This is a genomic window from Streptomyces sp. NBC_01013 (assembly GCF_045162765.1).
In the GTDB taxonomy this organism is placed as follows: domain Bacteria; phylum Actinomycetota; class Actinomycetes; order Streptomycetales; family Streptomycetaceae; genus Streptomyces.
Genome location: NZ_CP108687.1, coordinates 941,284 through 966,997, shown reverse-complemented (window position 1 = coordinate 966,997; position 25,714 = coordinate 941,284). Strand labels below are relative to the sequence as shown.

Here is a 25,714-nt window from a genome sequence, read left to right as displayed (position 1 = left end):
GGAGCCGGGCGGCGGTCACAGGTGGATCAGCGGCGGTATGTCACGCCGGACACGACCTACGCGCCGAGGTTGAACTCGCCCGGGTTCGGGCCCAGCCGCTTGCCCTCGTCGAGCGCCGCGAACGCGGCCAGGTCGTCGGCGTCCAGTTCGAAGCCGAAGACGTCGATGTTCTCCGCGATCCGTGACGGCGTCACGGACTTGGGGATCACCACGTTGCCCGTCTGGAGGTGCCAGCGCAGGACAGCCTGGGCGGGGGTGCGCCCGTGCTTCCGCGCGACCGCGACGACCGTCGGGACCTCCAGGAGGCCCTTGCCCGAGCCCAGCGGCGACCAGGCCTCGGTCGCGATGTCGTGCTTGGCGTGCAGCGCACGTGACTCGGCCTGCTGGAGCTGCGGGTGCAGTTCGATCTGGTTCACGGCCGGCACCACGGAGGTCTCGCCCAGCAGGCGCTCCAGGTGCTCGGGGAGGAAGTTCGAAACACCGATGGCCTTCGCCCGGCCGTCTGCGTAGATCTTCTCGAACGCCCGGTACGTGTCGACGTACGCGTCCTTGGCCGGCACCGGCCAGTGGATCAGGTACAGGTCGACGTAGTCGAGGCCCAGCTTGTCGAGGGAGGCGTCGAAGGCGCGCAGCGTCGCGTCGTAGCCCTGCTCCGTGTTCCACAGCTTCGTGGTGACGAAGAGCTCCTCGCGGGCGACACCGGAGGCTGCGATCGCCTTTCCGGTGCCCACCTCGTTCTGGTAGATCGCGGCGGTGTCGATGCTGCGGTACCCGGACTCGATGGCCGTGGCGACCGCTGCCGTGGCCTCGTCGTCCGGCACCTGCCAGACTCCGAAACCGAGCTGCGGCATCTCGACGCCGTTGTTGAGGGTGAGGGAGGGGACCTGGCTCACGAGCGGTCGATCCTAACGTTGTGGGGTGGGACTCCCAGGGAGAACGATCAGGACGGCCCGCACATTCCCGTCGCGCGCCGTTCTCACCGGAACGGTACCCCCGGCGCGCACCGCCGGGGCGGCGGTTGCGGAGAGACGCGCACGGGCCGGGGGCGGTCAGCGGTAGAGCGCGTCCACCTCGGACGCGTACGCCGTCTCGATCGCCTTGCGCTTCAGCTTCAGCGACGGGGTCAGCAGGCCGTGTTCCTCGGTGAACTGGTGGGCCAGGATCCGGAACGTACGGATCGACTCCGCCTGGGAGACCGCCGTGTTCGCGGCCACCACCGCGCGCCGGACCTCCATCTCCAGATCGGGGTCCCGCACCAGTTCCCCCGGTGCCAGCGCCTGTCGGCCCTGCATCGTGAGCCAGTGCTCCACGGCCTCCTGGTCGACGGTGACCAGCGCCGCGATGTACGGGCGGTCGTTGCCGACCACGATGCACTGAGCCACCAGCGGGTGTGCACGCACCCGCTCCTCGAGACCGGCCGGCGAGACGCTCTTGCCACCGGACGTCACCAGGATCTCCTTCTTGCGCCCGGTGATCGTCAGATAGCCGTCCTCGTCCAGCGCGCCCAGGTCCCCCGTGGCCAGCCAGCCGTCGTTGAGCACCGCGTCGGTGGCCTTCGGGGCGCCCAGGTACCCGCCGAACACGTTGGCGCCGTACACCCAGATCTCGCCGTCGTCGGCGATGTGCACGGTCGTGCCGGGGATCGGCTGCCCCACCGTGCCGTACCGGGTGCGCTCCGGCGGGTTGGCGGTGGCCGCGGCCGTCGTCTCGGTCAGCCCGTACCCCTCGTACACGGTGACGCCCGCGCCCGCGAAGAACAGCCCGAGCTGCCGTTCCATCCCCGAGCCGCCCGACATGGCGTGGCGGATCCGGCCGCCCATCGCCTCGCGCACCTTCTTGTACACGACCTTGTCGAAGAACTGGTGCTGCATCCGCAGACCGGCGGACGGCCCGGGACCGGTGCCGAACGCCCTCGCCTCCATCGCCTCCGCGTACTTCACCGCGACGTCGACGGCCTTGTCGAACGGCGCGAGGCGGCCTTCCGTCTCCGCCTTGCGCCGGGCACCGTTGAAGACCTTCTCGAAGATGTAGGGCACGGCGAGGATGAACGTGGGCCGGAACGAGACGAGGTCCGGCATCAGTGCCTTCGCCGACAGCTCCGGCTGGTGGCCCAGCTTCACCCGGCCGCGGATCGCCGTGACCTCCACCATCCGGCCGAAGACGTGCGCCAGCGGAAGGAAGAGCAGCGTCGCCGCCTCGTCACCCGGCTTGGAGTGGAAGACCGACTCCCAGCGGGACGCCATCGTGTCCGTCTCGAACATGAAGTTGGCGTGCGTGATCACACAGCCCTTCGGGCGTCCCGTGGTGCCCGAGGTGTAGATGACGGTCGCGACCGAATCGGGCGTCACCGCGCGCCGGTGCCGGTGCACGACCTCGTCGTCGATGTGGGCACCGGACTCGACCAGCTCGGTCACCGCTTCGGCGTCCAGCTGCCACAGCCGTCTCAGCTGCGGCAGCCGGTCGATCACCGACGCGATCGTCATGGCGTGGTCCTCGTGTTCGACCATGACCGCCGACACCTCGGCGTCGTGCAGCATCCACAGGACCTGCTCGGCCGACGACGTCGGATAGACCGGCACGGACTGGGCACCCACCGCCCACAGGGCGAAGTCGAAGAGGGTCCACTCGTACCTGGTGCGCGACATCAGGGCCACCCGGTCGCCGAACCTCACCCCGTGCGCGATCAGTCCCTTGGCCAGCGCCATCACCTCGTCGCGGAACGTCGCCGAGGTGACGTCCCGCCAGTGACCGTCCGCATCCTTCCGGCCGAGCGCGATCCGGTGCGGATCCTCCTCGGCGTAGTCGAACACGACATCGGCGAGCCCGCCTACGTGGGGCGCGGCCGCCATGGGTGGGACAGTGAACTCACGCAATGACCTGCTCCTTGTGGCGCTCCGCACAGCGCCGTGACGCTACCCCACCCGACGCCGCTGCGGGAGTGCCGGGAATGCGACGCACCGGATGCCTCATGCACTGGTCAGGTGGTGAAATCCGGCCAGATGGGCAAGGCCCGGGCATGCTTCTGACCATGGAGTAAGTGGCTGGCGCGGGAATCTCCACCGAATCTGTACGCCGTGATCACGCGGTTGTGTACGGGTATGGGTGATCGGCCGGCGGCCTGGCCGGGCCGCCCGGCCGGTGCCCGCTGCGTTCCGGTCATTCTCCCCCTCCCGCGGCCCCGTCATGCGCGGCCCTGCGTACTGATCGCACCCAGCGCGCCGCGCGGACGGATCAGGCGGTCGCCGCCCGCCAGGATCGCCGCCGCCAGCGCGTCCGCGGCCGGCTGCGCACCACCCCGGCCACGGCCGTGCAACAGGACGAAATCCACGTCGCCGAGCTCCGGCAGCCCCGCCCTGGCCGCCACCGGGGCCAGGCCCGGCGGGACCAGACCGCGACTGTGCGCCATCACCCCGAGCCCGGCGTGCGCGGCCGCGATCAGCCCGCTGAGGCTGCCGCTCGTGCAGGCGACCCGCCACGGGCGGCCCTGCTCCTCCAGGACCTCCAGGGCGCGGGCCCGGGTGATGCCCGGCGGCGGGAAGAGGATCAGCGGCACCGGCCGGTCCGGGTCGATCCGCAGACGCGGCGCACCGATCCAGACCAGCGCGTCCTGCCAGACCAGCTCCCCGTGGGTGTCCCCGGTCCGCCGCTTGGCGAGCACGAGGTCGAGGTGGCCCGCGGCCAGCTGCTGGTGGAGCGTGCCCGACAGCTCCACGGTCAGCTCCAGCTCGACCTCCGGATGGTCGCGGCGGAACGACTGCAGGATCTCCGGCAGCCGGGTCAGCACGAAGTCCTCCGACGCCCCGAAGCGCAGCCGCCCGCGCAGCCGGGTGCCGGTGAAGAACGCCGACGCCCGTTCGTGCGCCTCCAGGATCGTCCGCGCGAAGCCCAGCATCGCCTCACCGTCCACCGTGAGATCGACGCGGTGGGTGTCCCGGGTGAACAGCTGACGCCCGGTCGCGTCCTCCAGTCGTCGCACGTGCTGGCTGACCGTGGACTGCCGCACACCGAGCCGGCGGGCGGCCGCCGTGAAACTGAGGGTCTGGGCGACGGCGAGGAAGGTGCGCAGCTGCGCGGGGTCGTACATGACACCACGTTATCGCGGTCCGTGATGACAGTCAGAGCGGTATACGGGATTCCCGATACCGGTGATCAGGAGCAGGATGGGGAGGGCACGACTGAACGAGAGACACGTGGAGCACATGAGCCGCCGCACCCTGCAGTTGCCGTCCTGGCTGCCGATCGACCCGTACATCATGGCGTTGATCGGCACCGTCGTACTCGCGGCTCTGCTGCCGGCCTCCGGCACCGCCGCCGAAGTGGCGGGCGGGGCCTCCACGGGGGCGGTCGCGTTCCTCTTCTTCCTCTACGGCGCCCGCCTCTCCACCGCCGAAGCCCTCGACGGGCTCAAGCACTGGCGCCTCCACCTCACCGTGCTGGCCTGCACCTTCGTCGTCTTCCCGCTGCTGGGACTGGCGAGCGGGGGGCTCGTGCCCTTCGTGCTGACGCCCCAGCTGCAGAGCGGATTCCTCTTCCTCTGCCTCGTCCCCTCGACGATCCAGTCGTCGATCGCCTTCACCTCGATCGCTCGCGGCAACGTGCCCGCGGCGATCTGCGCGGGCTCCTTCTCCTCCATCGCCGGCATCTTCCTCACCCCGCTGCTCGCGGCTGCGCTGCTCGGCAACAGCGGCGGCGGATTCTCCGCGGACGCCCTGCTGAAGATCGGCGTCCAGCTGTTGCTGCCGTTCGTCGCCGGTCAGCTGCTGCGCAGGTGGATCGGCGGTTTCCTCACCCGGCACAAGAAGATCCTGGGCTATGTCGACCGGGGCTCCATCCTGCTGGTCGTCTACACCGCGTTCAGCGAAGGCATGGTCGCCGGCATCTGGCACCAGGTCACTCCGGCCCGGCTCGGAGCGCTGCTCGCCGCCGAAGCGGTGCTGCTCGCCCTGATGCTCGCCGTGAGCTGGTACGGGGCGAAGCGGCTCGGCTTCGGCCGTGAGGACCGCATCGCCATCCAGTTCGCGGGCTCCAAGAAGAGCCTCGCCTCGGGACTGCCGATGGCCAGCGTCCTGTTCGGCGCGCAGGCGGGCCTCGCCGTACTGCCGCTGATGCTCTTCCATCAGATGCAGCTCATGGTGTGTGCGGTGATCGCGAAGCGGCGCGCCCGGGACCCGCAGGAGGCGGCCCCGGACAGTGAGGTGACGCGGAAGCCCGTCGCGGTGGGCTGAGGCCGGCCGGCGCAGGGGGCGCTCCCCGCCGGCCGTACCCCAGCCCCGTGCAGCGAGCGGGGCGCCCGGGAAGTGCGTGGAGTTGTCCAGCGGCGTCGCGGGGTGGGGCACGCACGCCCCCCGGCAACGCGGCGAGCGTGCGTACTCACCCCGCTTCCGCCTCCACGTGACGACTCCACCCAGACCCTAGCCCTGGACGGCCGTCGCCTCCAGAGCGATGCGGTGCTCGCCCGCGTACACGTTCATGGAAGGCCCCCGCAGGAAGCCGACCAGGGTCAGGCCGGTCTCGGCCGCCAGGTCGACCGCGAGGGACGAGGGCGCGGAGACGGCCGCCAGCATCGGGATGCCGGCCATCACCGCCTTCTGCGCGAGCTCGAACGAGGCACGGCCCGAGACCAGCAGGATCGCCCGGGACAGGGGCAGCCGGTCGTCGGTCAGGGCCCGGCCCACCAGCTTGTCGACCGCGTTGTGCCGGCCGACGTCCTCACGGATGTCGATCAGTTCGCCCGTCTCGGAGAACAGCGCCGCCGCGTGCAGACCCCCGGTCCGGTCGAAGACCCGCTGAGAGGCGCGCAGCCGGTCGGGGAGGGCGGCCAGCAGCTCGGGTCCGACCCGGACCGGGGGAGTGTCGGCGACCGGGTGCCGGGTCGTGGTGCGCACCGCGTCCAGGCTGGCCTTGCCGCACAGACCGCAGGAGGACGTCGTGTAGACGTTGCGCTCCAGCGTGATGTCGGGGACCACGACGCCGGGCGCCAGCCGCACGTCCACCACGTTGTACGTGTTCACCCCGTCGGCCGTCGCCCCCGCGCAGTACACGATCGACTGCACCTGCGAGCCCTCGCCGATCACGCCCTCGCTCACCAGGAAGCCGGCCGCGAGCGCGAAGTCGTCGCCCGGGGTGCGCATCGTGATGGCGAGCGGCTTGCCGTTCAGCCGGATCTCCAGCGGCTCCTCGGCGACAAGGGTGTCGGGACGGGTGGAGACGGCTCCGTCCCGGATGCGGATGGTGCGGCGGCGCTCGGTGACCCGTCCCATGAAGTCAGACCCGATTCTGTACGTGTTGGAAGCCGAAACGGCCCTTGATGCAGAGGTTGCCGTGGGTCACCGGGTTGTCGTGCGGCGAGGTGACCTTGACGATCTCATTGTCCTGCACATGGAGCGTGACGTTGCAGCCGACTCCGCAGTACGCGCAGACCGTGGTGGTCTCCGTCTGGGCCGTCTCGTCCCAGGTCCCGGCGGCTCGCATGTCGAACTCGGTCCTGAAGGAGAGCGCCCCGGTCGGGCACACCTCGATGCAGTTGCCGCAGTAGACGCACGCCGAATCGGTGAGCGGCACTCCGTGCTCCGTCGATACCCTGGCGTCGAAGCCACGGCCCGCGACCGCGATCGCGAACGTGTTCTGCCACTGTTCGCCGCACGCGTCGACGCACTTGTAGCACTGGATGCACTTGTCGTAGTCCCGCACGTAGAGGCCGTTGTCGACCTTCGGCTCCTCGTTGAGGCGGGCCGCGTCAGGGCCGAAGCGCGCGGGCTCGGCCTCGTACTCCTTGATCCATTCGGCGGCCCGCGGGGTCGTCGACAGATCGGTGGACGAGGCGAGCAGTTCCAGGACCACCTTGCGGCTGTGCCGGGCTCGCTCGCTGTCGGTGAGCACCGTCATGCCCGGCTCGGCCCGGCGCGAACACGCCGGGGTGAGGGTGCGGGCCCCGGCCACCTCGACGACGCAGACCCGGCACGCGTTCTTCGGGGTGAGCGTGTCGCCCTGGCACAGCGTCGGGACGTCCTTGCCCGAGGCGCGGCAGGCGTCCAGGATCGTCGAGCCCTCGGGCACCCGGGTCTCCTGGCCGTCGAGTGTGAACTCGATCAGCCGGCGCGGGAAGCGGAGCGGTACAGCGGTCATCGGTAGACCCCCAGACGGTCGATGGCGGACTCGACGGCATTCCACGCGGTCTGCCCCAGACCGCAGATCGACGCATCGCGCATGGTCTGCCCGACTTCGCGCATCAGGGCGATGTCGGCGGCGGCCGCTGCGCCCGTACGGTCCTTGATCCGGTGCAGCGCCTCCTCCTGCCGCACCGTCCCGACCCGGCACGGCACGCACTGTCCGCACGACTCGTCGCGGAAGAACTCGGCGATGCGCAGAAGGATGCGGGGGAGCTGGACCGATCCGTCCAGGACCAGTACGACGCCCGAGCCGAGCGTCGTGCCGGCCGCCCGCGTGCCTTCGAAGGTGAGGGGGATGTCCAGTTCGTCGGGCCGCACGAAGCCGCCCGCCGCGCCTCCGAGCAGCACCGCCCGCAGATCCTGCGGCGGGCCGGCGAGCTCCAGCAGTTCGCGCAGGGTCGTGCCGAACGGCAGCTCGTAGACCCCGGGCGAGGTCACCTGCCCCGCTACGCAGAACAGCTTGGTGCCGGTGGACGCGCCGGTGCCGGTGGCCGCGTAGGCAGCGGCTCCGTGTTCCAGGATCGGCAGGACGTTGACGAGGGTCTCGACGTTGTTGACGGCGGTCGGCTTGCCGAAGAGTCCCTTCTCCACCGGGAACGGGGGCTTGGACCGCGGTTCGCCGCGCTGCCCCTCGATCGAGTTGAAGATAGCGGTCTCCTCGCCGCAGATGTACGCGCCCGCGCCCCGCCGGATCTCGATCTCGAAGGCGAACCCCTGGCCGAGGACGTCCGGCCCGAGCAGACCCCGGGTGCGGGCGGCTGTGAGCGCGTGGCTGAGGCGTGCGTACGCCCGGGGGTACTCGCCGCGCAGGTAGATGAACCCCTGCCGGGCACCCGTGGCGTAGCCGGCCACGGTCATCGCCTCGACGAGGGCGTACGGGTCGCCCTCCATCAGCACCCGGTCCTTGAAGGTGCCCGGCTCGCTCTCGTCCGCGTTGCAGACGAGGTAGTGCGGGGTGTCGGGCTGCGCGGCCGTGGCCTCCCACTTGCGGCCGGTCGGGAACGCGGCGCCGCCGCGGCCGACGAGGCCCGCGTCCAGCACCTCGCGGATGACACCCGCGGGGCCGAGAGTGAAGGCGCGGCGCAGCGCGGTGTAGCCGCCGTTCGCCCGGTAGTCGTCCAGGGAGGTGGGGTCGGTGGTGCCGATGCGTTTGAGGAGGACGAGAGCAGGGGTGCCGGCCTGGGGGACGGCGGCCTCGGGCAAAGGCTCGGCGGGGGCCGTCCCGGGGGAGCGGGTCGCCGTGGCGAGCGAGGCCGGGGTGGCGGGGGCGATGACCACGGTGCGGTGGGGGGTGGCGCCTGTGGCGGGTGCGGAACCGGGGGCCCCGCCTGCAAGCTCCCGCCCCTCGGACGCCTGACGGGCCGGGGCCGGCTCGCCCGCCTGGATCAGCAACGCCGCCGGGGCCCGTTCGCACAGGCCCAGGCACGGGCTCTCCTGCCAGACAGCGCCGTCCGCGGGTGTGCCCGGCGGACCCAGTTCCGTCGTCAGGCCGGCGCAGACCCCGGCCGCGCCGCGGGCGGCGCAGGCAAGGTCCGTACAGACGTGGAGGACCTTCGACGGGCGGGGGCGCAGCGAGAACATCGCGTAGAACGTCGCGACGCCGTACGCCTCCGCGGGCGCCACCGTCAGCCGGCGACAGATGTAGCCGAGCGCGCCCTCGCTGATCCAGCCGATCCGGTCGTTCACCGCGTGCAGGGCGGGCAGGAGCTGGTCACGCCGGTCCTTCGCGGCAGAGGCGCCGCCCCGGGCCCAGCGCAGGTCCTCGCCGCTGCGGGCCGTGCCGCCCTCCCAGCCGGACGGTGGTGGCCCCAACAGACCGTCCACCGCTTCCCGTTCGGCTTCCGTAGCGACGGCATCCGGGTATTTCAGGTCCATGCGGGCACCAGCTTCTCGATGCGGATGGCGGAGGCCTTGAACTCGGCGGTCCCGGCAATCGGGCAGTTCGCCTCGATGGTCAGGGCGTTGGTGTCGACCTCGTCGGGGAAGTGCATCGTCATGAAGGCGAGCCCCGGCCGCAGCCCGGGATCTATCCACACCGGCGCGGTGACACTGCCCCGGCGGGACGACACCCGGACCTCCTCGCCGGTCGTGACTCCGTAGGCGCTCGCGTCCTCAGGACTCAGCTCGACGTACTCCCCGCGCCGCAGGGGCGATGCGTAGCCGCTGCTCTGCACACCGGTGTTGTACGAGTCGAGGCGGCGGCCCGTCGTCAGGCGCAACGGGAACACCTCGTCGGTGAGGTCGACCGGCGGATCGTGCTGGACGAGGCCGAAGGGGGCGGCAGGGCCGCGGCGTACGGGATCGGTCTCCCAGAGGCGGGCGTGCAGGAAACCCGACGGGAGTCTGTCCGTGTCGGGGCAGGGCCACTGGAGGCCCTGGTGCTCCTCCAGGCGCTCATACGTCATCCCGAAGTGGTCGGGGGAGAGTGAGCGCAGCTCGTTCCAGACCGTCTCGGCATCGTCGAACTTCCAGTCGTGGCCGAGGCGTCCTGCCAGGGCGCAGATGATGTCGATGTCCTCCCGCGCCTCGCCCGGCGGGGTCAGGGCCGCCCGTACGCGTTGTACCCGGCGCTCGCTGTTGGTCGTCGTGCCGTCCGTCTCGGCCCAGGCGGCCGTCGCGGGGAGGACCACGTCGGCGAGTTCGGCCGTCTTCGTCAGGAAGATGTCCTGGACGACCAGATGGTCCAGTGACCGTAGCCGCCGTACCGCCTGCTCGCTGTCGGCCTCCGACTGGGCCGGGTTCTCGCCGATGCAGTACACCGCGCGCAGTTCGCCGCTCTCCATGGACTCGAACATTTCGGTGAGCGTCTTGCCGTACCGGGGCTGGATGACGGTGTCCCAGGTCCGCTCGAACTTCCGCCGCGAGTCGTCGTCGAGGATGTCCTGGAAACCGGGCAGCTTGTTGGGGATGGCGCCCATGTCGCCGCCGCCCTGCACGTTGTTCTGGCCGCGCAGGGGCTGGACGCCGGAGCCGTACCGGCCCACATGCCCGGTGAGCATCGACAGGTTGATCAGGGCGCGGACGTTGTCGGTGCCGTTGTGGTGCTCGGTGATGCCGAGGGTCCAGCACAGCTGGGCCCGCTCGGCGGTGGCGTAGGCGTGGGCCAGATCGCGGATGGCCTCGGCGGGCACTCCGGTCACCTGCTCGGCGGCCGAGAGCGTCCATGGTTCGACCAGCGCGGCGTACTCCTCGAAACCCGTCGTCGCGCGGTTCACGAACGCCTGATTGACCAGACCGGCATGGATGATCTCGCGGCCGATGGCGTGGGCGAGCGGGATGTCCGTACCGACGTTCGGACCGAGCCAGCTCTCGGCCCATTGGGCCGTCGAGGTGCGGCGCGGGTCGACGGCGTGCAGGCGCGCGCCGTTGCGGATGCCCTTCAGTACGTGCTGGAAGAAGATCGGGTGCGCGAACCGGGCGTTGGAGCCCCACATCACGATGAGATCCGTGTGCTCGACCTCCTCGTACGAGGAGGTGCCTCCGCCGGAGCCGAAGGCGGCGGACAGCCCGGCGACGCTGGGGGCGTGGCAGGTGCGGTTGCAGGAGTCCACGTTGTTGGTGCCCATCACCACCCGGGTGAACTTCTGCGCCACGTAATTCATTTCGTTCGTGGCACGGGCGCAGGACAGCATCGCGAAGGCATCGGAGCCGTGGGTCCGCCGGGCTTGCCGGAACCCGGCAGCCGCGTGGTCCAGCGCCTCGTCCCAGCTCGCCCGGCGCAGGACGCCGTCCGTGTCCCGGACCAGTGGATGTGTCAGCCGCTCGTACTGCTTGGGCTCACGTCGCTTGCGGTTGTTGCTCATGGTGCGCTCCCTGCTGGCGCCGTGGCGGCCGAGGAGGTGGAGGCGAGGAGGTCGGCGAGCGCGTGGACGGCGCGCAGGGTCGGGACGGGCGCCCCGGCCAGATCGGCCAGTTCGACGACGGCCGCGAGCAGCACGTCCAGTTCGAGGGGCTTGCCCTTCTCCAGGTCCTGGAGGGTCGAGGTCTTGTGGTCGCCGACGCGCTCGGCGCCGGCGATGCGCCGTTCCACGGAGATCTCGGGCCGGCAGCCGAGCGCGGCCGCGACGTCGAGGGTCTCGCGCATCATCGTCTCCACGAGCGCGCGGGCGTCCGGGTGGCGGCAGATCTGGCCCATGGTGGCCCGGGACAGGGCGCTGATCGGGTTGAACGAGATGTTGCCGATCAGCTTGATCCAGATGTCCTTGCGCAGATCCGCCTCGACGGGGCACTTGAGCCCGCCCGCGACCATGGCCTCGCTGAATGCGTGGCAGCGTCGCGACAGGGACAGGTCCGGCTCCCCGATGGCGAACCGGGTCCCTTCGAGATGGCGGACGACGCCGGGCGCCTGGATCTCCGTCGCCGCATAGACGACACAGCCGATGGCCCGCTCGGGCGGCAGTGTGGAGCTGACCGTGCCGGCGGGATCGACGCTGTTGATGCGACGCCCGGCGTGCGGACCCGCGAGACCGTGGAAGTACCACCACGGGATGCCGTTCTGTGCGGCGACGACCGCCGTGCGGTCGTGCAGCAGCGGGTGGACCAGGGGGCCCGAGGCCGCGTACGAGTTGGCCTTGAGGCCGAGGAACACGAAGTCGACGGGGCCGACCTCCGACGGGTCGTCGGTGGCCGAGGGGTGCGCGGTGAAGTCGCCGCGGGCACTGAGGACGCGTACGCCGTCCCGGCGCATGGCGGCCAGATGCGGCCCGCGGGCGATGAGATGGACGTCGGCGCCGGCGCGGTGGAGCGCGGCCCCGACATAGGCGCCGATCGCGCCGGCACCGACAACTGCGACTTTCACGGGGCTCTCCGTTCGGTAGCTGACCGAGCGAGGCGGGAGCGGGGAAGCAGCGGGGGTGTGCGGGAGGAAGCGGAAGGGACAGCTGGAGGAGGTGTCTGTCGACAGAATATTGTCTACAGTATGCGGTCCAGTGGGTCAAGGCTGTTGTCAAGCCTCCAACCTCCGGCCGGTATTCCTGTGGGATCACGTGCCCCTGTACCGGGCGGTAGCGACCAAGACTGGATGGTTCCTGCCATAAGTAGCGAGGGGAACCTGAACATGACCGGCTCACGTGTCGTGGCGCTCGGCCACTATCAGCCCGCCAAGGTGCTCACCAACCACGACCTGGCGGCCATGGTCGACACCAGTGACGAGTGGATCACCAGCCGTGTCGGCATCAAGACCCGGCACCTCGGCGGCCCCGACGAGCCGGTGGACGAGCTGGCCGCGCACGCGGCGGCCAAGGCGCTCGCCGCTGCCGGCCTCCAGCCGGCCGACATCGACCTGGTCCTGGTCGCCACCTCGACCGCCATCGACCGCTCGCCGAGCATGTCGGCCCGTGTCGCCGCGCGTCTCGGCATGTCCTCGCCCGCGGTGATGGACATCAATGTGGTCTGTTCCGGTTTCACCCATGCTCTCGCCACCGCCGACCATGCCGTCCGGGCGGGTGCCGCCACGCGCGCACTCGTGATCGGCGCCGACAAGATGGGTGACATCGTCGACTGGACCGACCGTTCCAGCTGCGTGCTGATGGGTGACGGCGCCGGCGCCGCGGTCGTGGTCGCCGACTCGGGGGTGGAGGGGCGGCCCGGGATCGGGCCGGTGCTGTGGGGTTCCGTGCCGGGGATGGGGGACGCGGTACGGATCGAGGGCACGCCGCCGCGCTTCGCCCAGGAAGGGCAGTCCGTCTACCGCTGGGCCACCACTCAACTGCCGCCGATCGCGCGCAAGGTGTGCGAGAAGGCCGGAATCACCCCCGAGGACCTCGCCGCGGTGGTGCTGCATCAGGCCAATCTGAGGATCATCGAACCCGTCGCCAGGAAGATCGGCGCGGTCAACGCGGTCATCGCCCGGGATGTGGTGGATTCCGGCAATACGTCCGCCGCCTCGATCCCGATGGCGCTGTCCAAGCTGGTGGAGCGGGGTGAGGTCGCCACCGGCGCTCCCGCGCTGCTTTTCGGCTTCGGGGGGAACCTCAGTTATGCGGGACAGGTGATCCGCTGTCCCTGAGGGGCGGCGTGCTCGGTAGACTGTAGACGATAAGCAATTGCTCGTCGCCCGGAGGGGGACCGCGATGTTGTCCACAGGACTGCCGCAGGGGGCTGTGCCGAAGCTGGAACGGCCCGGGCCACTGCGCGAGCGCGTCTACGAGGCGCTGCTCGAACTCATCACCACCCGGGCGCTCCGCCCCGGCCAGCACCTGGTCGAGAGCGAGCTGGCCGGGCATCTCGGCGTATCCCGGCAGCCGGTGCGGGAGGCGTTGCAGCGGCTCAACACCGAGGGCTGGGTCGATCTGCGGCCCGCCCAGGGTGCGTTCGTCCATGAACCCACGGAGGAGGAGGCCGACCAGCTCCTTTCGGTGCGTACGCTCCTGGAGGCGGAGGCCGCACGGCTGGCGGCCGCCAACTCCGGCACTGCGGGCATCGCCGCGCTGGAGGAACTCTGCGCCAAGGGGGAGCAAGCCGTCGCCGACGACGACGTCGACCTCGCCGTGGCGACCAATGCCGCCTTCCACGCCAAGGTCATGGAGTTGGCCGGCAATGTCGTCCTCTCCGAACTGGCCGGCCAGGTGGACCGCCGGGTCCGCTGGTACTACACCCCCGTCGCCCGGCAGCGCGGCACCCAGTCCTGGACCGAGCACCGCTCGCTGATCGCGGCGATCTCCTCACGCGACGAGCAGCGGGCGACGGCCGTCATGCGGGCCCACACCGAGCACACCCGCCAGACGTACCACCAGCGCGAAGAGAGCTGACCCCGCACTCTCCATGCCCTCGAACGCCGGCTGAGGAATCAGGCCCGGCGATCGGGGGTTTTTGCGCGCCCGGCCCCATGCCCCGGACCGTCGGACCCTCCTTTGTCCTCAGGGTGGAGAAAGTTGTGGTGGATTCCTGCGCAACTTCTTCCCACTCCCGGCAACCGCTGCTACGTTCCCCTCCAAAGCCCGACGGACAGGCCGATGTGGCGGGGAGGGACGCGTGAGACGGATGACGGCACGACCCGCGAATGCGCATCAGGCGCGACTGCTCCGGCTGTTGCGCGACGGCGGGCCCAACTCACGGGCACAGCTGGGGGATCAGGTCGATCTCTCCCGCTCCAAGCTCGCCGTCGAGGTGGACAGACTGCTGGAGACCGGCCTTGTCGTGGCCGACGGACTCGCCGCGTCCCGCGGCGGGCGTCGCTCGCACAACATCCGGCTCGCCCCGGCACTGCGTTTCCTCGGCGTCGACATCGGCGCCACATCGGTCGATGTGGCGGTCACCAACGCTGAGCTGGAGGTGCTGGGGCACCTCAACCACCCCATGGACGTACGCGAGGGGCCCGTCGCCATCTTCGAGCAGGTGCTGTCCATGGCGGCCAAGCTCCGGGCCTCCGGGCTCGCCGAAGGGTTCGACGGCGCGGGCATCGGCGTACCGGGACCGGTCCGCTTCCCCGAAGGCATCCCGGTCGCACCGCCGATCATGCCCGGATGGGACGGCTTCCCGGTCCGCGAGGCACTCAGCCAGGAACTGGGCTGCCCCGTCATGGTCGACAACGACGTGAACCTGATGGCGATGGGGGAGCAGCACGCGGGCGTCGCCCGTTCCGTGGGCGACTTCCTCTGCGTCAAGATCGGTACCGGCATCGGCTGCGGCATCGTCGTCGGCGGAGAGGTCCACCGCGGCACGACGGGCAGCGCCGGCGACATCGGCCACATCCAGGTCGAACCCGACGGCCGCCCCTGCGCCTGTGGCAACCGGGGCTGCCTGGAAGCACACTTCAGCGGGGCCGCACTGGCCCGCGACGCCGAGGACGCGGCCCGCGCCGGCCAGTCCCTGGAGCTCGCGGCCAGGCTGGAGGCGTCGGGGAGACTCACCGCCGTCGACGTCGCCGCAGCCGCCGCCGCCGGCGACGCCACCTCGCTCGACCTGATCCGTGAAGGCGGCAACCGGGTCGGACAGGTCATCGCGGGACTCGTCAGCTTCTTCAACCCCGGTCTGGTGGTGATCGGCGGCGGGGTGACCGGACTGGGCCACACGCTGCTGGCCAGCGTCCGGACCCAGGTCTACCGGCAGTCCCTGCCGCTGGCCACCGGCAACCTCCCCATCGTGCTGGGTGAGCTCGGACCCGCAGCCGGAGTCATCGGCGCGGCCAGGCTCATCAGCGACCACCTCTTCTCACCCGCCTGATCCCTCACCCGTTCTCATCACCTGCCCCACCCTTCACCGGCCCGCCTCAAGGCCCGACGGCAACAAAGGCCCCGCCCCCGCGCCCCAGGCCGGGGTCCGGGTAACACCCGGGACCGCACTGCGCCCTGCCCGCTCACCGGCCCTTCCCCCTGCTTCCGGACTCGCCCGCGCAGGGGCACCCCATCCGCCGAGGGGATTCGTCATGGCTCCAGAAGCACCGCTGCTCACCATGTCCGGCATCACCAAGTCCTTCCCCGGTGTACGCGCCCTCGACGGCGTGGACCTGGAGGTCCAGGCCGGCGAAGTCCACTGCCTCCTCGGCCAGAACGGCGCCGGCAAGTCCACGCTCATCAAGGTCCTCGCCGGGGCCCACCAGCCCGACGACGGCGAGATCACCTGGTGCGGCGCGCCTGCCGTGCTCAAGTCGCCGATCACCGCCATGCGTCTCGGGATCGCCACCATCTACCAGGAACTCGACCTGGTCGAGGGCCTGTCGGTCGCCGAGAACGTCTTCCTGGGTCACGAGCCCACCAGTGCCGGCTTCGTCGTCCGCACCCGCGAGGGCCGCACCGCGGCCGCCGCGCTCCTGAAGCGGCTCGGCCATCCGGAGATCGATCCCGCCCGCGCGGTCGGTGAACTCTCCGCGGCCCAGCAGCAGATCGTCTCCATGGCCCGGGCGCTCTCCCACGACGTACGCCTCATCGTGATGGACGAGCCGTCCGCCGCCCTCGACCCCGACGAGGTCGACAACCTCTTCCGGATCGTCGCCTCACTCACCGCCGACGGGGTCGCCGTCGTCTACATCTCGCACCGGCTGGAGGAGATCCGGAGGATCGGCGACCGGGTGACCGTGCTGAAGGACGGCCGGGCCGTCGCGGTCGGGCTTCCCGCAGAGTCCACACCGACACGCGACATCGTTGCCCTGATGACCGGCCGCAACGTCGAGTACGTCTTTCCGCCCCGGCCCAGCGCCCCCGAGGGCGCGCGGACGGCTCCGGTCCTCACGGTGCAAGGCCTCACCAGGAAGGGCGAGTTCGCCCCGGTCGACCTGGAGCTCAGGCCCGGCGAGATCGTCGGCCTCGCAGGACTCGTGGGCTCCGGGCGGTCCGAGATCCTGGAGACCATCTACGGTGCCCGCAAGGCCACCGCCGGACGGGTCACGGTCGCGGGCAAGCCGCTGCGGCCCGGCAGCGTACGCGCCGCCGTCGCCGCGGGCATCGGTCTCGCCCCCGAAGAACGCAAGGCGCAGGCCCTGCTGATGCTCGAATCGGTCACCCGAAACGTCTCCGTCTCCTCCATGTCCCGCTTCTCCAGAGCCGGTTGGATCGACCGGGGAGCGGAACGGAAGGCGGCCCGCGCTGCCACCCGCGAGCTCTCCCTGCGCCCCGACAACCCGGAGACGCCGGTGCGCACCCTCTCCGGCGGCAACCAGCAGAAGGCCGTCCTCGCCCGCTGGCTGCTGCGCGGCTGCCGGGTGCTGCTGCTCGACGAACCGACCCGCGGCGTGGACGTCGGCGCCCGCGCCGAGCTCTACGCCGTGATCCGCCGGCTGGCCGACGAAGGCCTCGCCGTTCTGCTCGTCTCCAGCGAAGTGCCCGAAGTCCTGGGCCTCGCCGACCGGGTGCTCGTCCTGCGTGAGGGCCGCGTCGTCCATACGGCGGACGCCACAGAGCTCGACGAGCACCGCGTACTCGACCTCGTGATGGAAGGGAGCCCGACGTCATGACGCAGCCCGTCTCATCGGCGCAGCAGAGCGGGCCGGACAAGGGCGCGGTGCCCGTGTCCGCCCCCGCGTCCCCGAAGAAGGACGGATCCCCGCGCACCTTCGGGCTGCGCGCGGACGTCCGCAACCTCTCCCTGCTCGGCGTCCTCGCCGCACTCGTAGTGGTCGGCGGGATCACCGAACCCGACGCGTTCCTGGACACCGGGAACCTCCAGCTCATCCTGACGCAGTCGTCCGTCATCGGTGTCGTCACCGTGGGCATGACCTTCGTCATCACCAGTGGCGGCATCGACCTCTCCGTCGGCGCGATGGTGGCGCTCGCCTCCGTCTGGGCGACGACGCTCGCCACCCAGGAGTACGGTTTCGCGGGCATCCTCTTCACCGCGGTCCTGGTCGGCCTGGGCGCCGGATTCGTCAATGGACTGCTCATCGCCTACGGCCGGATGGTGCCGTTCATCGCGACGCTGGCGATGCTCGCATCCGCCCGCGGGCTGGCCCTCCAGATCACCGACGGCAAGACCCAGATCGTCACCGTCAAGTCGGTGCTCGACCTCGGCCTGCCGGACGCCTACGTCCTGGGCATTCCGCCACTGGTCATGATGTTCGCCGTCGTCACCGTGGTCGGCTGGCTGGTGCTCAACCGCACGACGTTCGGCCGCCGCACGGTCGCCGTCGGCGGCAACGCGGAAGCGGCACGGCTCGCCGGCATCGACGTACGCCGACAGCGGCTCTACCTCTACCTGCTGTCCGGGCTCTGCTGCGGCATCGCAGCCTTCATGCTGATCATCCTGTCCGGCTCCGGCCAGAACACCAACGGCAACCTGTACGAGCTCGACGCCATCGCCGCCGCGATCATCGGCGGCACCCTGCTCAGCGGCGGCCGCGGCACCATCGTCGGCTCCGTCCTGGGTGTCCTCGTCTTCACCACGATCACCAACATCTTCGCGCTCAACAACCTGCAGAGCGATGTCCAGCAGATCGCCAAGGGCGCGATCATCGTCGCCGCCGTCCTCGTCCAGCGCCGGACGTCGGCCCACGGGGAGACCTGACCCCCCGTCCCCCTCCGCTCGACCCCCGTTCCGCATCCCACGCCGCAATGGATGAAGGGTTTGACAGCCATGCCAGAAACCAGTCGCAGAGGACTGCTGTTCGGTACCGCCGCAGTCTCCGCGGGCGCCCTGCTGACCGCCTGCACCAGCAACGAACCCAAGGAGAAGAACACCGCCGCGCAGAGCAACGCGCCCGCCGCGGACGACAAGCCGGGCAAGCCCGTCACGATCGGCTTCGCGGGACCGCAGGCCGACCACGGCTGGCTCAACGCCATCAACGAGAACGCCAGGTCGCGGGCGAAGAAGTACTCCGAGGTGACCCTGGAGACCACCGAGGGCTCCAACGACACGGCCGCGCAGATCGGGCAGGTCAAGACCCTCATCAACAAGAAGGTCGACGTCCTCGTCATCCTCCCGGCCGACGGCAAGGCACTCACCCAGGTCGGTCTGGAGGCCATGCGGGCGGGCATCCCCGTCATCAACCTGGACCGCGTCTTCGCCTCCCCGCAGGCCTATCGCTGCTGGGTCGGCGGCGACAACTACGGCATGGGCCTCAACGCCGGCACGTACATCGGCGAGCAACTCAAGGACAAGCCGAACGCCAAGGTCGTCGAGCTCGCCGGGATCGACAACCTGGAGCTCACCAAGCAGCGCAGCCAGGGCTTCGCCGACGCGCTGAAGAACTACTCCAACATCAAGCTGGTCGCCCGTCAGGCGGCCGAATTCACGGTCGAGTCGGGCCAGGCGAAGATGTCCCAGCTCCTCCAGGCGCAGAAGCAGTTCGACGCGCTGTGGAACCACGACGACGACCAGGGCGTCGGCGCTCTCCGCGCCATTCAGCAGGCCGGGCGCGACGAGTTCCTGATGGTGGGCGGCGCCGGGGCCAAGTCCGCCATGGATGCGATCAAGGCCGACAACAGCGTGCTGAAGGCCACCGTTCTCTACCCGCCGACCATGGCGGCGTCGGCCATCGACCTGGCGCGTGCGCTCGGCCAGGCCAAGGGGGTGGCGGGGCTCGCCGAGCTGGAGATCCCGACCAACCTCACCCTGTACTCGGCCGTGGTCACCACGGAGAACATCGACCAGTACCTGCCGACGGGCTTCAACTGAGCCGTCCCGCGGGAGGGTGCTGACCTTCCCGCCGCACACACCGGAACACCGACGAGGAGGAAGCCCGGATGGCCCGTAGGGAAGAGACGGAGCAGGAGGCGGCCGCGCCGCCGACGTACCGGCCGATGGCGAGCGCACCGACGCTCGGGGTCGGCATGGTCGGATACGCGTTCATGGGCGCCGCCCACTCGCAGGGGTGGCGCACCGCGGGCCATGTCTTCGAGCTGCCGATGAGACCGGTGCTCGCCGCGATCTGCGGGCGTGACCGGTCGGCGGTGGACGCCGCCGCCGACCGGCATGGCTGGGCGGCGGCGGAGACCGACTGGCGGGCCCTGATCGCCCGGGACGACGTCCAGCTCGTGGACATCTGCACCCCCGGCGACAGCCACGCGGAGATCGCCATCGCGGCCCTGGAGGCGGGCAAGCACGTGCTGTGCGAGAAGCCGCTCGCCAACACGGTCGCCGAGGCGGAGGCCATGACCGAGGCGGCGGCCCGTGCCGCCGCCCGCGGGCAGATCGCGATGGTCGGCTTCAACTACCGCAAGGTGCCGGCCATCACCTACGCCCGCAAGCTCATCGCCGAGGGCCGCCTCGGCACCCTGCGTCACGTCCGGGCCACCTACCTCCAGGACTGGCTGGTCGACCCCGCCTCCCCGCTCACCTGGCGGCTGAAGAAGGAGCACGCGGGCTCCGGCGCGCTCGGCGATCTCGGCGCGCACATCGTGGACCTCGCCCAGTACCTGGCGGGGGAGCTGCTGGTGGGGGTGTCGGCCGTGAGCGAGACCTTCGTCCGTGAACGCCCGCTGCTCGCGGGCCCCTCGGGAGGCCTGGGCGGGGTGGCCGCAGCCGGGGAGTCCGGCGCGGTGACTGTGGACGACGCGGCGCTGTTCACCGGCCGGCTCGCCTCCGGCGCCCTGGCCTCCTTCGAGGCGACCAGAATGGCGGCGGGACGCAAGAACGCATTGCGCCTGGAGATCAACGGTGAGCTCGGCTCGCTCGCCTTCGACCTGGAACGCCTCAACGAACTGTCCTTCCACGACCACACCGAGCCCGCCACCACGGCCGGCTTCCGGCGCATCCTGGTCACCGAGCCCGAGCATCCGTACCTGGAGGCCTGGTGGCCGCCGGGGCACGCTCTCGGATACGAGCACACGTTCATCCACCAGGCCCGTGACGCGGTGCGGACGATCGCCGAAGGGGCGCCGCCCGTCCCGTCGTTCGCCGACGGGCTGCAGGTGCAGCGGGTGCTGGCGGCGGTGGAGGAGAGCGCCGCGAAGAACTCCGTACTCACCCCCGTACAGGTCTAGGAGGTCCTGCGCATGCCCCGTCCCTTCACCCTGTTCACCGGTCAGTGGGCTGATCTGCCCCTGGAGGAGGTCTGCCGGCACGCCCGTGACTTCGGCTACGACGGTCTCGAACTGGCCTGCTGGGGAGACCACTTCGAGGTCGACAAGGCGCTGGCCGACCCCGGCTATCTGGAGAGCCGGCACCAACTCCTCGACAAGTACGGGCTGAAGTGCTGGGCGGTCTCCAACCACCTGGTCGGCCAGGCCGTCTGCGACAGCCCGATCGATGAGCGCCACCAGGGCATCCTCCCCGCCAGGATCTGGGGCGACGGGGAGCCCGAGGGGGTGCGCCGCCGGGCCGCCGAGGAGATCAAGAACACCGCACGGGCAGCAGCCGCCTTCGGTGTGGACACGGTCATCGGTTTCACGGGCTCGTCGATCTGGCACCTGGTCGCGATGTTCCCGCCGGTCCCGCCGCACATGATCGAGCGGGGGTACCAGGACTTCGCGGAGCGCTGGAACCCGATCCTCGACGTGTTCGACGCGGAGGGCGTGCGGTTCGCGCACGAGGTGCATCCCAGCGAGATCGCGTACGACTACTGGACGACGCACCGCGCACTGGAGGCGGTGGATCACCGGCCGGCGTTCGGGCTGAACTTCGACCCGAGCCACTTCGTCTGGCAGGACCTGGATCCGGTGGGCTTCCTGTACGACTTCCGGGACCGGATCTACCACGTGGACTGCAAGGAGGCCCGTAAGCGACTGGACGGCCGCAACGGCCGGCTCGGCTCGCACCTGCCGTGGGGCGATCCGCGGCGCGGCTGGGACTTCGTCTCGGCGGGGCACGGGGACGTGCCCTGGGAGGACGTGTTCAGGATGCTGCGGTCCATCGGCTACGAGGGCCCGGTCTCGGTGGAGTGGGAGGACGCCGGCATGGACCGGCTGGCAGGGGCGCCGGAGGCGCTGACGTCACTGAAGCGGTTCGATTTCGACCCGCCGAGCGCGTCGTTCGACGCGGCCTTCGGCGGCAACGGCTGAGGCGTCGGGGGTGCGGGCCCTGACGGGCGCTCGGCCCCCGGCCCTCGCAACCCCGAGCCCCGCAACCCCTGAGCCCCGCACACCGGCGGGGCTTCATCCGGGGTGGGAGACCCGGCCCCGCCGCGTTTGAGGCGCGAGTTCCGGAGAGGAGACCCAGGGGAAGGCCCCTGCCCCGGCCCAGCGGCACCCGCACACGCCGCCGGGCCGGTCTCCCCTGCCCCCGCACGCCTTTGTCCTGATCAGGGAAAAAGTTCGACAAGAGCGCTGCGCAAGGGCTTTCCGTCCCGGACGAACAGGTCTACCGTCCTAGACGTGTACATGACATAACCCACCGTCATACCCCCGTCACCGGAGCCGCACAGGCCCCGGCTGACCTGCGCGGCAGTCCCCGCGCGGAACGGCAGCACCCGCCCGTACAACCGGCACTCTCCGGAGGACACTCGTGCACAGAACTCGAAGCGGCGGCCGAAGCCGGCTCCGTGTCCGCAAATCCCTGGCCCTGTTCACCGGCGGCCTCCTCGCCGCCGCCACCCTCAGCCTGAGCGCCGCCTCGGGCACGGCCGCGGCCCACGAAGAACCCGCGCCGGCCCCCGCCGCCGAGGACTTCCAGCAGGTCACCCTCGCCAAGGGTGCGGCCGAGACCGGTGAGCCGATGTCGCTGGCGGTGCTCCCCGACCGCAGCGTCCTGCACACCTCGCGCAGCGGCGAGCTGCGCATCACCGACAGTGCCGGCAACACCCGGATCTCCGGCGTCATCCCTGTCTACTCGCATGACGAGGAAGGCCTCCAGGGCATCGGGGTCGACCCGGATTTCAGTGAGAACCGGGCGATCTACCTCTACTACGCGCCTCCGCTGGACACCCCCGCGGGAGACGCCCCCGAGACCGGAACCGCCGCCGACTTCGCCCCGTTCGACGGCGTCAACCGCCTCTCCCGCTTCGTTCTGAACGAGGACGGCACGCTCGACCTCGGCAGCGAGAAGAAGGTCCTGGACGTCAAGACGTCCCGCGGCATGTGCTGTCACGTGGGCGGTGACATCGACTTCGATGCCGACGGCAACCTGTACCTGTCGACCGGCGACGACACCAACCCCTTCGCATCCGACGGCTTCACTCCCATTGACGAGCGCCCCGACCGCAACCCGGCGTTCGACGCCCGGCGCTCCGCCGGCAACAGCAACGACCTGCGCGGCAAGATCCTCCGCGTCAAGGTCGCCGACGACGGCTCGTACACCGTGCCCGACGGAAACCTCTTCGCGCCGGGGACGGACAAGACCCGCCCCGAGATCTACGCGATGGGCTTCCGCAACCCGTTCCGCTTCTCCGTCGACAAGGCCACCGGCATCGTCTACGTAGGCGACTACGGGCCCGACGCGGGAGCGGCCGACCCCAAGCGCGGGCCGGCCGGACAGGTCGAGTTCGCCCGGGTCACGAAGGCCGGGAACTTCGGCTGGCCGTACTGCACCGGGGCCAACGACCCGTACATGGACTACGACTTCGCCACCAAGACCTCCGGCGCCGCGTTCGACTGTGCGGCCCCGAAGAACACCTCGCCGCACAACACCGGCATCGTGGACCTGCCGCCGGCCCAGGCTGCCTGGATCCCGTACGACGGCGGGTCCGTCCCGGAGTTCGGCACCGGCTCGGAGTCCCCGATGGGCGGCCCGGTCTACCACTACGACGCGGACCTCGACTCGCCCGTGAAGTTCCCCGAGGCGTACGACGGAGACTTCTTCGCCGGAGAGTTCGGCCGGCAGTGGATCAAGCGCATCGAGCAGGACGCCGACGGCAAGGTGCAGTCCATCAACGACATCCCGTGGTCCGGGACCCAGATCATGGACATGGCGTTCGGGCCCGACGGCGCGCTGTACGTCCTGGACTACGGCCTCTCCTGGTTCGGCGGCGACGAGAACTCCGCGCTCTACCGCATCGAGAACGCCACCGGAGGGCGCTCCCCGATCGCCGAAGCCACGTCCAACAAGACGTCGGGCACGGCTCCCCTGAAGGTGCAGTTCTCCTCCGCCGGCACCACCGACGGTGACGGAGACGCCCTCACCTACGCCTGGGACTTCGGCGACGGTGGCACCTCCACGGCCGCGAACCCCTCGTACACGTACAAGAAGAACGGCACCTACACCGCCACCGTCACCGCGAAGGACCCCTCCGGGCGCACCGGATCGGCCAGCGTGCACGTGACCGTCGGCAACACCGCACCCACGGTGAAGCTGGAACTCCCGGGCGACGGGCAGCTGTTCACCTTCGGTGACGACATTCCGTTCAAGGTCACCGTGACCGATCCCGAGGACGGCACGATCGACTGCTCGAAGGTCGAGGTCCGCTTCGTCCTCGGCCATGACAGCCACGGCCACCCCATTACCTCCGCACACGGCTGCACGGGCACCATCAAGACCGAGATGGACGGCGGGCACGACCCGAACGCCAACATCTTCGGGGTCATCGACGCCTCCTACACCGACGGCGGAGGCGGCGGCCAGGCCGCGCTGAGCGGCCACGACCAGTCGCAGCTCCAGCCGCGCCACCGCCAGGCCGAGCACTTCAACGCCTCGTCCGGCATCAACACCTTCGACAAGGCGAACGCCGAAGGCGGCAAGACCGTCGGCGACATCCACAACGGCGACTGGATCTCCTTCAAGCCGTACATCCTGGGCGACTCCACCAAGCTCACCGCCCGGATCTCCTCCGGCGGCGTGGGCGGCTTCCTCGAAGTACGCACCGGCTCGCCGACCGGGAAGATCCTCGGCTCCGCACCGGTGCCGGTGACCGGCGGCTGGGAGACCTTCCAGGACATCGACGTCCCCCTGCGCAAAGCCCCGAAGCAGGCCACCGAACTCTTCCTGGTGTTCAAGGGCGGCGAAGGGGCGCTCTACGACCTCGACGACTTCGAGCTCTCCAACACCCCGCCCGACAGGACGGCCAAGCGGGTCCTGGTCTTCTCCAAGACCGCCGGCTTCCGCCACGACGCGATTCCCGAGGGCATCGCCGCACTGAAGCAGCTCGGCAAGGACAGCAACATCACGGTCGACGCCACCGAGGAGGCGGGCCAGTTCACCACGGCGAACCTCGCCCGCTACGACGCCGTCGTCTTCATGTCGACGACGGGTGACGTCCTGAACGCCGACCAGCAGAAGGCCTTCGAGAACTACATCTCCACCGGTGGCGGCTACATGGGCGTCCACGCCGCCGCCGACACCGAGTACGACTGGTCGTTCTACGGCGGGCTCGTCGGCGCCTACTTCGCCGGTCACCCCGCCATCCAGCCCGTCACCGTCCGCGTCGAGGACCACAAGCACCCGGCCACCGCACACCTGGGCGACGCCTGGGAGCGGACCGACGAGCTGTACAACTACCGCACCCATCCGCGCGACAAGGTGAAGGTCCTCGCCACGCTCGACGAGACGACCTACACCGGCGGCACCATGAAGGGTGACCACCCGATCACCTGGTGCCAGACCTACCAGGGTGGCCGCTCCTTCTACACCGGCCTCGGCCACACCAAGGAGTCGTACGCCGACGCGGACTTCCGGGGGCTCCTCCTCGGCGGGATGCGGTACGCCGCGGGCCAGGTCAAGGGCGACTGCACGCCCAGCACCGGTTACCGGTCGATCTTCAACGGCAAGACGCTCGAAGGCTGGAAGCAGGCAGGACCCGGCTCGTTCGACGTCGTCGACGGCGAGCTGCGCTCCCAGGGCGGCATGGGACTGCTGACCTACCAGGCCAAGGAGCTGAAGTCGTACTCCCTGAAGCTCGACTGGAAGATGGCGGGCGACGACAACTCCGGCGTCTTCGTCGGGTTCCCGGCCTCCGACGACCCCTGGTCCGCGGTGAACAACGGCTACGAGGTCCAGATCGACGCCTCCGACGCCGTCGACCGCACCACCGGCTCCGTCTACACCTTCAAGGCGGCCAACATCAAGGCCCGGGACCAGGTGCTGAGGCCCCCCGGCCAGTGGAACAGCTACGAGATCAAGGTGCAGGGTGAACGGCTCCAGATCTTCCTCAACGGAGTGAAGATCAACGACTTCACCAACACCGACCCGGTCCGCAGCCTGAAGGACGGCTACATCGGCCTCCAGAACCACGGGGCGGACGACCAGGTCTCCTTCCGCGACATCCAGCTGAAGGAACTGCCCTCGGCGTAGGGCGGTCGCCCGGCCGG

At 70.3% G+C, this 25,714-nt stretch carries 18 protein-coding genes; 10 read left to right on the top strand and 8 right to left on the bottom strand.

Annotation, left to right across the window (positions count from 1 at the left end):
• Nucleotides 1-56 precede the first annotated feature (56 nt).
• From OG538_RS04105 to OG538_RS04095, 3 genes are all read right to left on the bottom strand, one after another.
• Nucleotides 57-893 (bottom strand): aldo/keto reductase, encoded by an 837-nt coding sequence (locus OG538_RS04105; protein WP_406090220.1) that lies wholly within the window; start codon nucleotides 891-893, stop codon nucleotides 57-59.
• Nucleotides 894-1,049: 156 nt separating this feature from the next.
• Nucleotides 1,050-2,849, bottom strand: a complete 1,800-nt coding sequence (locus OG538_RS04100; protein WP_406090218.1) for an AMP-dependent synthetase/ligase — start codon at nucleotides 2,847-2,849, stop codon at nucleotides 1,050-1,052.
• A gap of 332 nt (nucleotides 2,850-3,181) precedes the next feature.
• The gene (locus tag OG538_RS04095) at nucleotides 3,182-4,084 is read right to left on the bottom strand and encodes a LysR substrate-binding domain-containing protein (RefSeq protein ID WP_406090216.1); all 903 of its coding nucleotides are present in this window, start codon (nucleotides 4,082-4,084) and stop codon (nucleotides 3,182-3,184) included.
• 115 nt (nucleotides 4,085-4,199) lie between these two features.
• Here OG538_RS04095 and OG538_RS04090 point away from each other — a divergent pair, with 115 nt between their 5' ends.
• Entirely contained in the window at nucleotides 4,200-5,225 is a 1,026-nt protein-coding gene (locus tag OG538_RS04090) for a bile acid:sodium symporter family protein (RefSeq protein ID WP_406090214.1), read from the top strand.
• Nucleotides 5,226-5,411: 186 nt separating this feature from the next.
• Here OG538_RS04090 and fdhD read toward each other — a convergent pair whose 3' ends face one another.
• From fdhD to OG538_RS04065, 5 genes are read right to left on the bottom strand one after another with little or no spacing between them, the layout of a single operon-like run.
• A complete protein-coding gene (gene fdhD / locus OG538_RS04085; RefSeq protein WP_406090213.1) occupies nucleotides 5,412-6,260 on the bottom strand; it encodes a formate dehydrogenase accessory sulfurtransferase FdhD in 849 nt (282 codons plus the stop codon).
• 4 nt (nucleotides 6,261-6,264) lie between these two features.
• Nucleotides 6,265-7,125 carry a 2Fe-2S iron-sulfur cluster-binding protein gene (locus OG538_RS04080; protein ID WP_406090211.1) on the bottom strand — a complete coding sequence of 287 codons (861 nt, stop codon included), beginning with the start codon at nucleotides 7,123-7,125 and terminating at the stop codon, nucleotides 6,265-6,267.
• Nucleotides 7,122-9,044 carry an NAD(P)H-dependent oxidoreductase subunit E gene (locus OG538_RS04075; RefSeq protein ID WP_406090209.1) on the bottom strand — a complete coding sequence of 641 codons (1,923 nt, stop codon included), beginning with the start codon at nucleotides 9,042-9,044 and terminating at the stop codon, nucleotides 7,122-7,124. Before OG538_RS04075 ends, OG538_RS04080 begins: the two co-directional genes overlap by 4 nt.
• Nucleotides 9,035-10,972: a molybdopterin oxidoreductase family protein gene (locus OG538_RS04070; RefSeq protein WP_406090207.1), complete on the bottom strand. Its 1,938-nt coding sequence runs from the start codon at nucleotides 10,970-10,972 to the stop codon at nucleotides 9,035-9,037. The genes OG538_RS04075 and OG538_RS04070 overlap by 10 nt, the downstream gene beginning before the upstream one ends.
• Nucleotides 10,969-11,967 (bottom strand): 2-dehydropantoate 2-reductase, encoded by a 999-nt coding sequence (locus tag OG538_RS04065; protein ID WP_406090205.1) that lies wholly within the window; start codon nucleotides 11,965-11,967, stop codon nucleotides 10,969-10,971. The genes OG538_RS04070 and OG538_RS04065 overlap by 4 nt, the downstream gene beginning before the upstream one ends.
• A gap of 258 nt (nucleotides 11,968-12,225) precedes the next feature.
• Between OG538_RS04065 and OG538_RS04060 the strand changes: the two genes are divergently transcribed.
• From OG538_RS04060 to OG538_RS04020, 9 genes are all read left to right on the top strand, one after another.
• Nucleotides 12,226-13,176: a beta-ketoacyl-ACP synthase III gene (locus OG538_RS04060; RefSeq protein ID WP_406090203.1), complete on the top strand. Its 951-nt coding sequence runs from the start codon at nucleotides 12,226-12,228 to the stop codon at nucleotides 13,174-13,176.
• A 64-nt stretch (nucleotides 13,177-13,240) separates the two neighbouring features.
• Complete coding sequence (locus tag OG538_RS04055) at nucleotides 13,241-13,918, top strand: GntR family transcriptional regulator (RefSeq protein ID WP_406090201.1); 678 nt, start codon at nucleotides 13,241-13,243, stop codon at nucleotides 13,916-13,918.
• Between the two features lie 232 nt (nucleotides 13,919-14,150).
• Complete coding sequence (locus OG538_RS04050; protein WP_406090199.1) at nucleotides 14,151-15,332, top strand: ROK family protein; 1,182 nt, start codon at nucleotides 14,151-14,153, stop codon at nucleotides 15,330-15,332.
• Between the two features lie 202 nt (nucleotides 15,333-15,534).
• Nucleotides 15,535-17,058, top strand: a complete 1,524-nt coding sequence (locus tag OG538_RS04045; protein WP_406090197.1) for a sugar ABC transporter ATP-binding protein — start codon at nucleotides 15,535-15,537, stop codon at nucleotides 17,056-17,058.
• Entirely contained in the window at nucleotides 17,055-18,104 is a 1,050-nt protein-coding gene (locus tag OG538_RS04040; protein ID WP_406090195.1) for an ABC transporter permease, read from the top strand. Before OG538_RS04045 ends, OG538_RS04040 begins: the two co-directional genes overlap by 4 nt.
• A gap of 69 nt (nucleotides 18,105-18,173) precedes the next feature.
• A complete protein-coding gene (locus tag OG538_RS04035) occupies nucleotides 18,174-19,214 on the top strand; it encodes a substrate-binding domain-containing protein (protein WP_406090193.1) in 1,041 nt (346 codons plus the stop codon).
• 68 nt (nucleotides 19,215-19,282) lie between these two features.
• A complete protein-coding gene (locus OG538_RS04030; RefSeq protein ID WP_406090191.1) occupies nucleotides 19,283-20,521 on the top strand; it encodes a Gfo/Idh/MocA family protein in 1,239 nt (412 codons plus the stop codon).
• Nucleotides 20,522-20,533: 12 nt separating this feature from the next.
• A complete protein-coding gene (locus OG538_RS04025) occupies nucleotides 20,534-21,538 on the top strand; it encodes a sugar phosphate isomerase/epimerase family protein (protein WP_406090190.1) in 1,005 nt (334 codons plus the stop codon).
• Nucleotides 21,539-21,980: 442 nt separating this feature from the next.
• Complete coding sequence (locus OG538_RS04020; RefSeq protein ID WP_406090189.1) at nucleotides 21,981-25,697, top strand: ThuA domain-containing protein; 3,717 nt, start codon at nucleotides 21,981-21,983, stop codon at nucleotides 25,695-25,697.
• Nucleotides 25,698-25,714 lie beyond the last annotated feature (17 nt).

Bases quoted from the DNA above. Each gene is read 5' to 3' on its own strand.
- OG538_RS04025 (WP_406090190.1), top strand. From the start codon at position 20,534: ATGCCCCGTCCCTTCACCCTGTTCACCGGTCAGTGGGCTGATCTGCCC.
- OG538_RS04075 (WP_406090209.1), bottom strand. From the start codon at position 9,044: ATGGACCTGAAATACCCGGATGCCGTCGCTACGGAAGCCGAACGGGAA.
- OG538_RS04055 (WP_406090201.1), top strand. From the start codon at position 13,241: ATGTTGTCCACAGGACTGCCGCAGGGGGCTGTGCCGAAGCTGGAACGG.
- OG538_RS04035 (WP_406090193.1), top strand. From the start codon at position 18,174: ATGCCAGAAACCAGTCGCAGAGGACTGCTGTTCGGTACCGCCGCAGTC.
- fdhD (WP_406090213.1), bottom strand. From the start codon at position 6,260: ATGGGACGGGTCACCGAGCGCCGCCGCACCATCCGCATCCGGGACGGA.
- OG538_RS04040 (WP_406090195.1), top strand. From the start codon at position 17,055: ATGACGCAGCCCGTCTCATCGGCGCAGCAGAGCGGGCCGGACAAGGGC.
- OG538_RS04095 (WP_406090216.1), bottom strand. From the start codon at position 4,084: ATGTACGACCCCGCGCAGCTGCGCACCTTCCTCGCCGTCGCCCAGACC.
- OG538_RS04030 (WP_406090191.1), top strand. From the start codon at position 19,283: ATGGCCCGTAGGGAAGAGACGGAGCAGGAGGCGGCCGCGCCGCCGACG.
- OG538_RS04070 (WP_406090207.1), bottom strand. From the start codon at position 10,972: ATGAGCAACAACCGCAAGCGACGTGAGCCCAAGCAGTACGAGCGGCTG.
- OG538_RS04100 (WP_406090218.1), bottom strand. From the start codon at position 2,849: ATGGCGGCCGCGCCCCACGTAGGCGGGCTCGCCGATGTCGTGTTCGAC.
- OG538_RS04050 (WP_406090199.1), top strand. From the start codon at position 14,151: ATGACGGCACGACCCGCGAATGCGCATCAGGCGCGACTGCTCCGGCTG.
- OG538_RS04090 (WP_406090214.1), top strand. From the start codon at position 4,200: ATGAGCCGCCGCACCCTGCAGTTGCCGTCCTGGCTGCCGATCGACCCG.
- OG538_RS04045 (WP_406090197.1), top strand. From the start codon at position 15,535: ATGGCTCCAGAAGCACCGCTGCTCACCATGTCCGGCATCACCAAGTCC.
- OG538_RS04060 (WP_406090203.1), top strand. From the start codon at position 12,226: ATGACCGGCTCACGTGTCGTGGCGCTCGGCCACTATCAGCCCGCCAAG.
- OG538_RS04080 (WP_406090211.1), bottom strand. From the start codon at position 7,125: ATGACCGCTGTACCGCTCCGCTTCCCGCGCCGGCTGATCGAGTTCACA.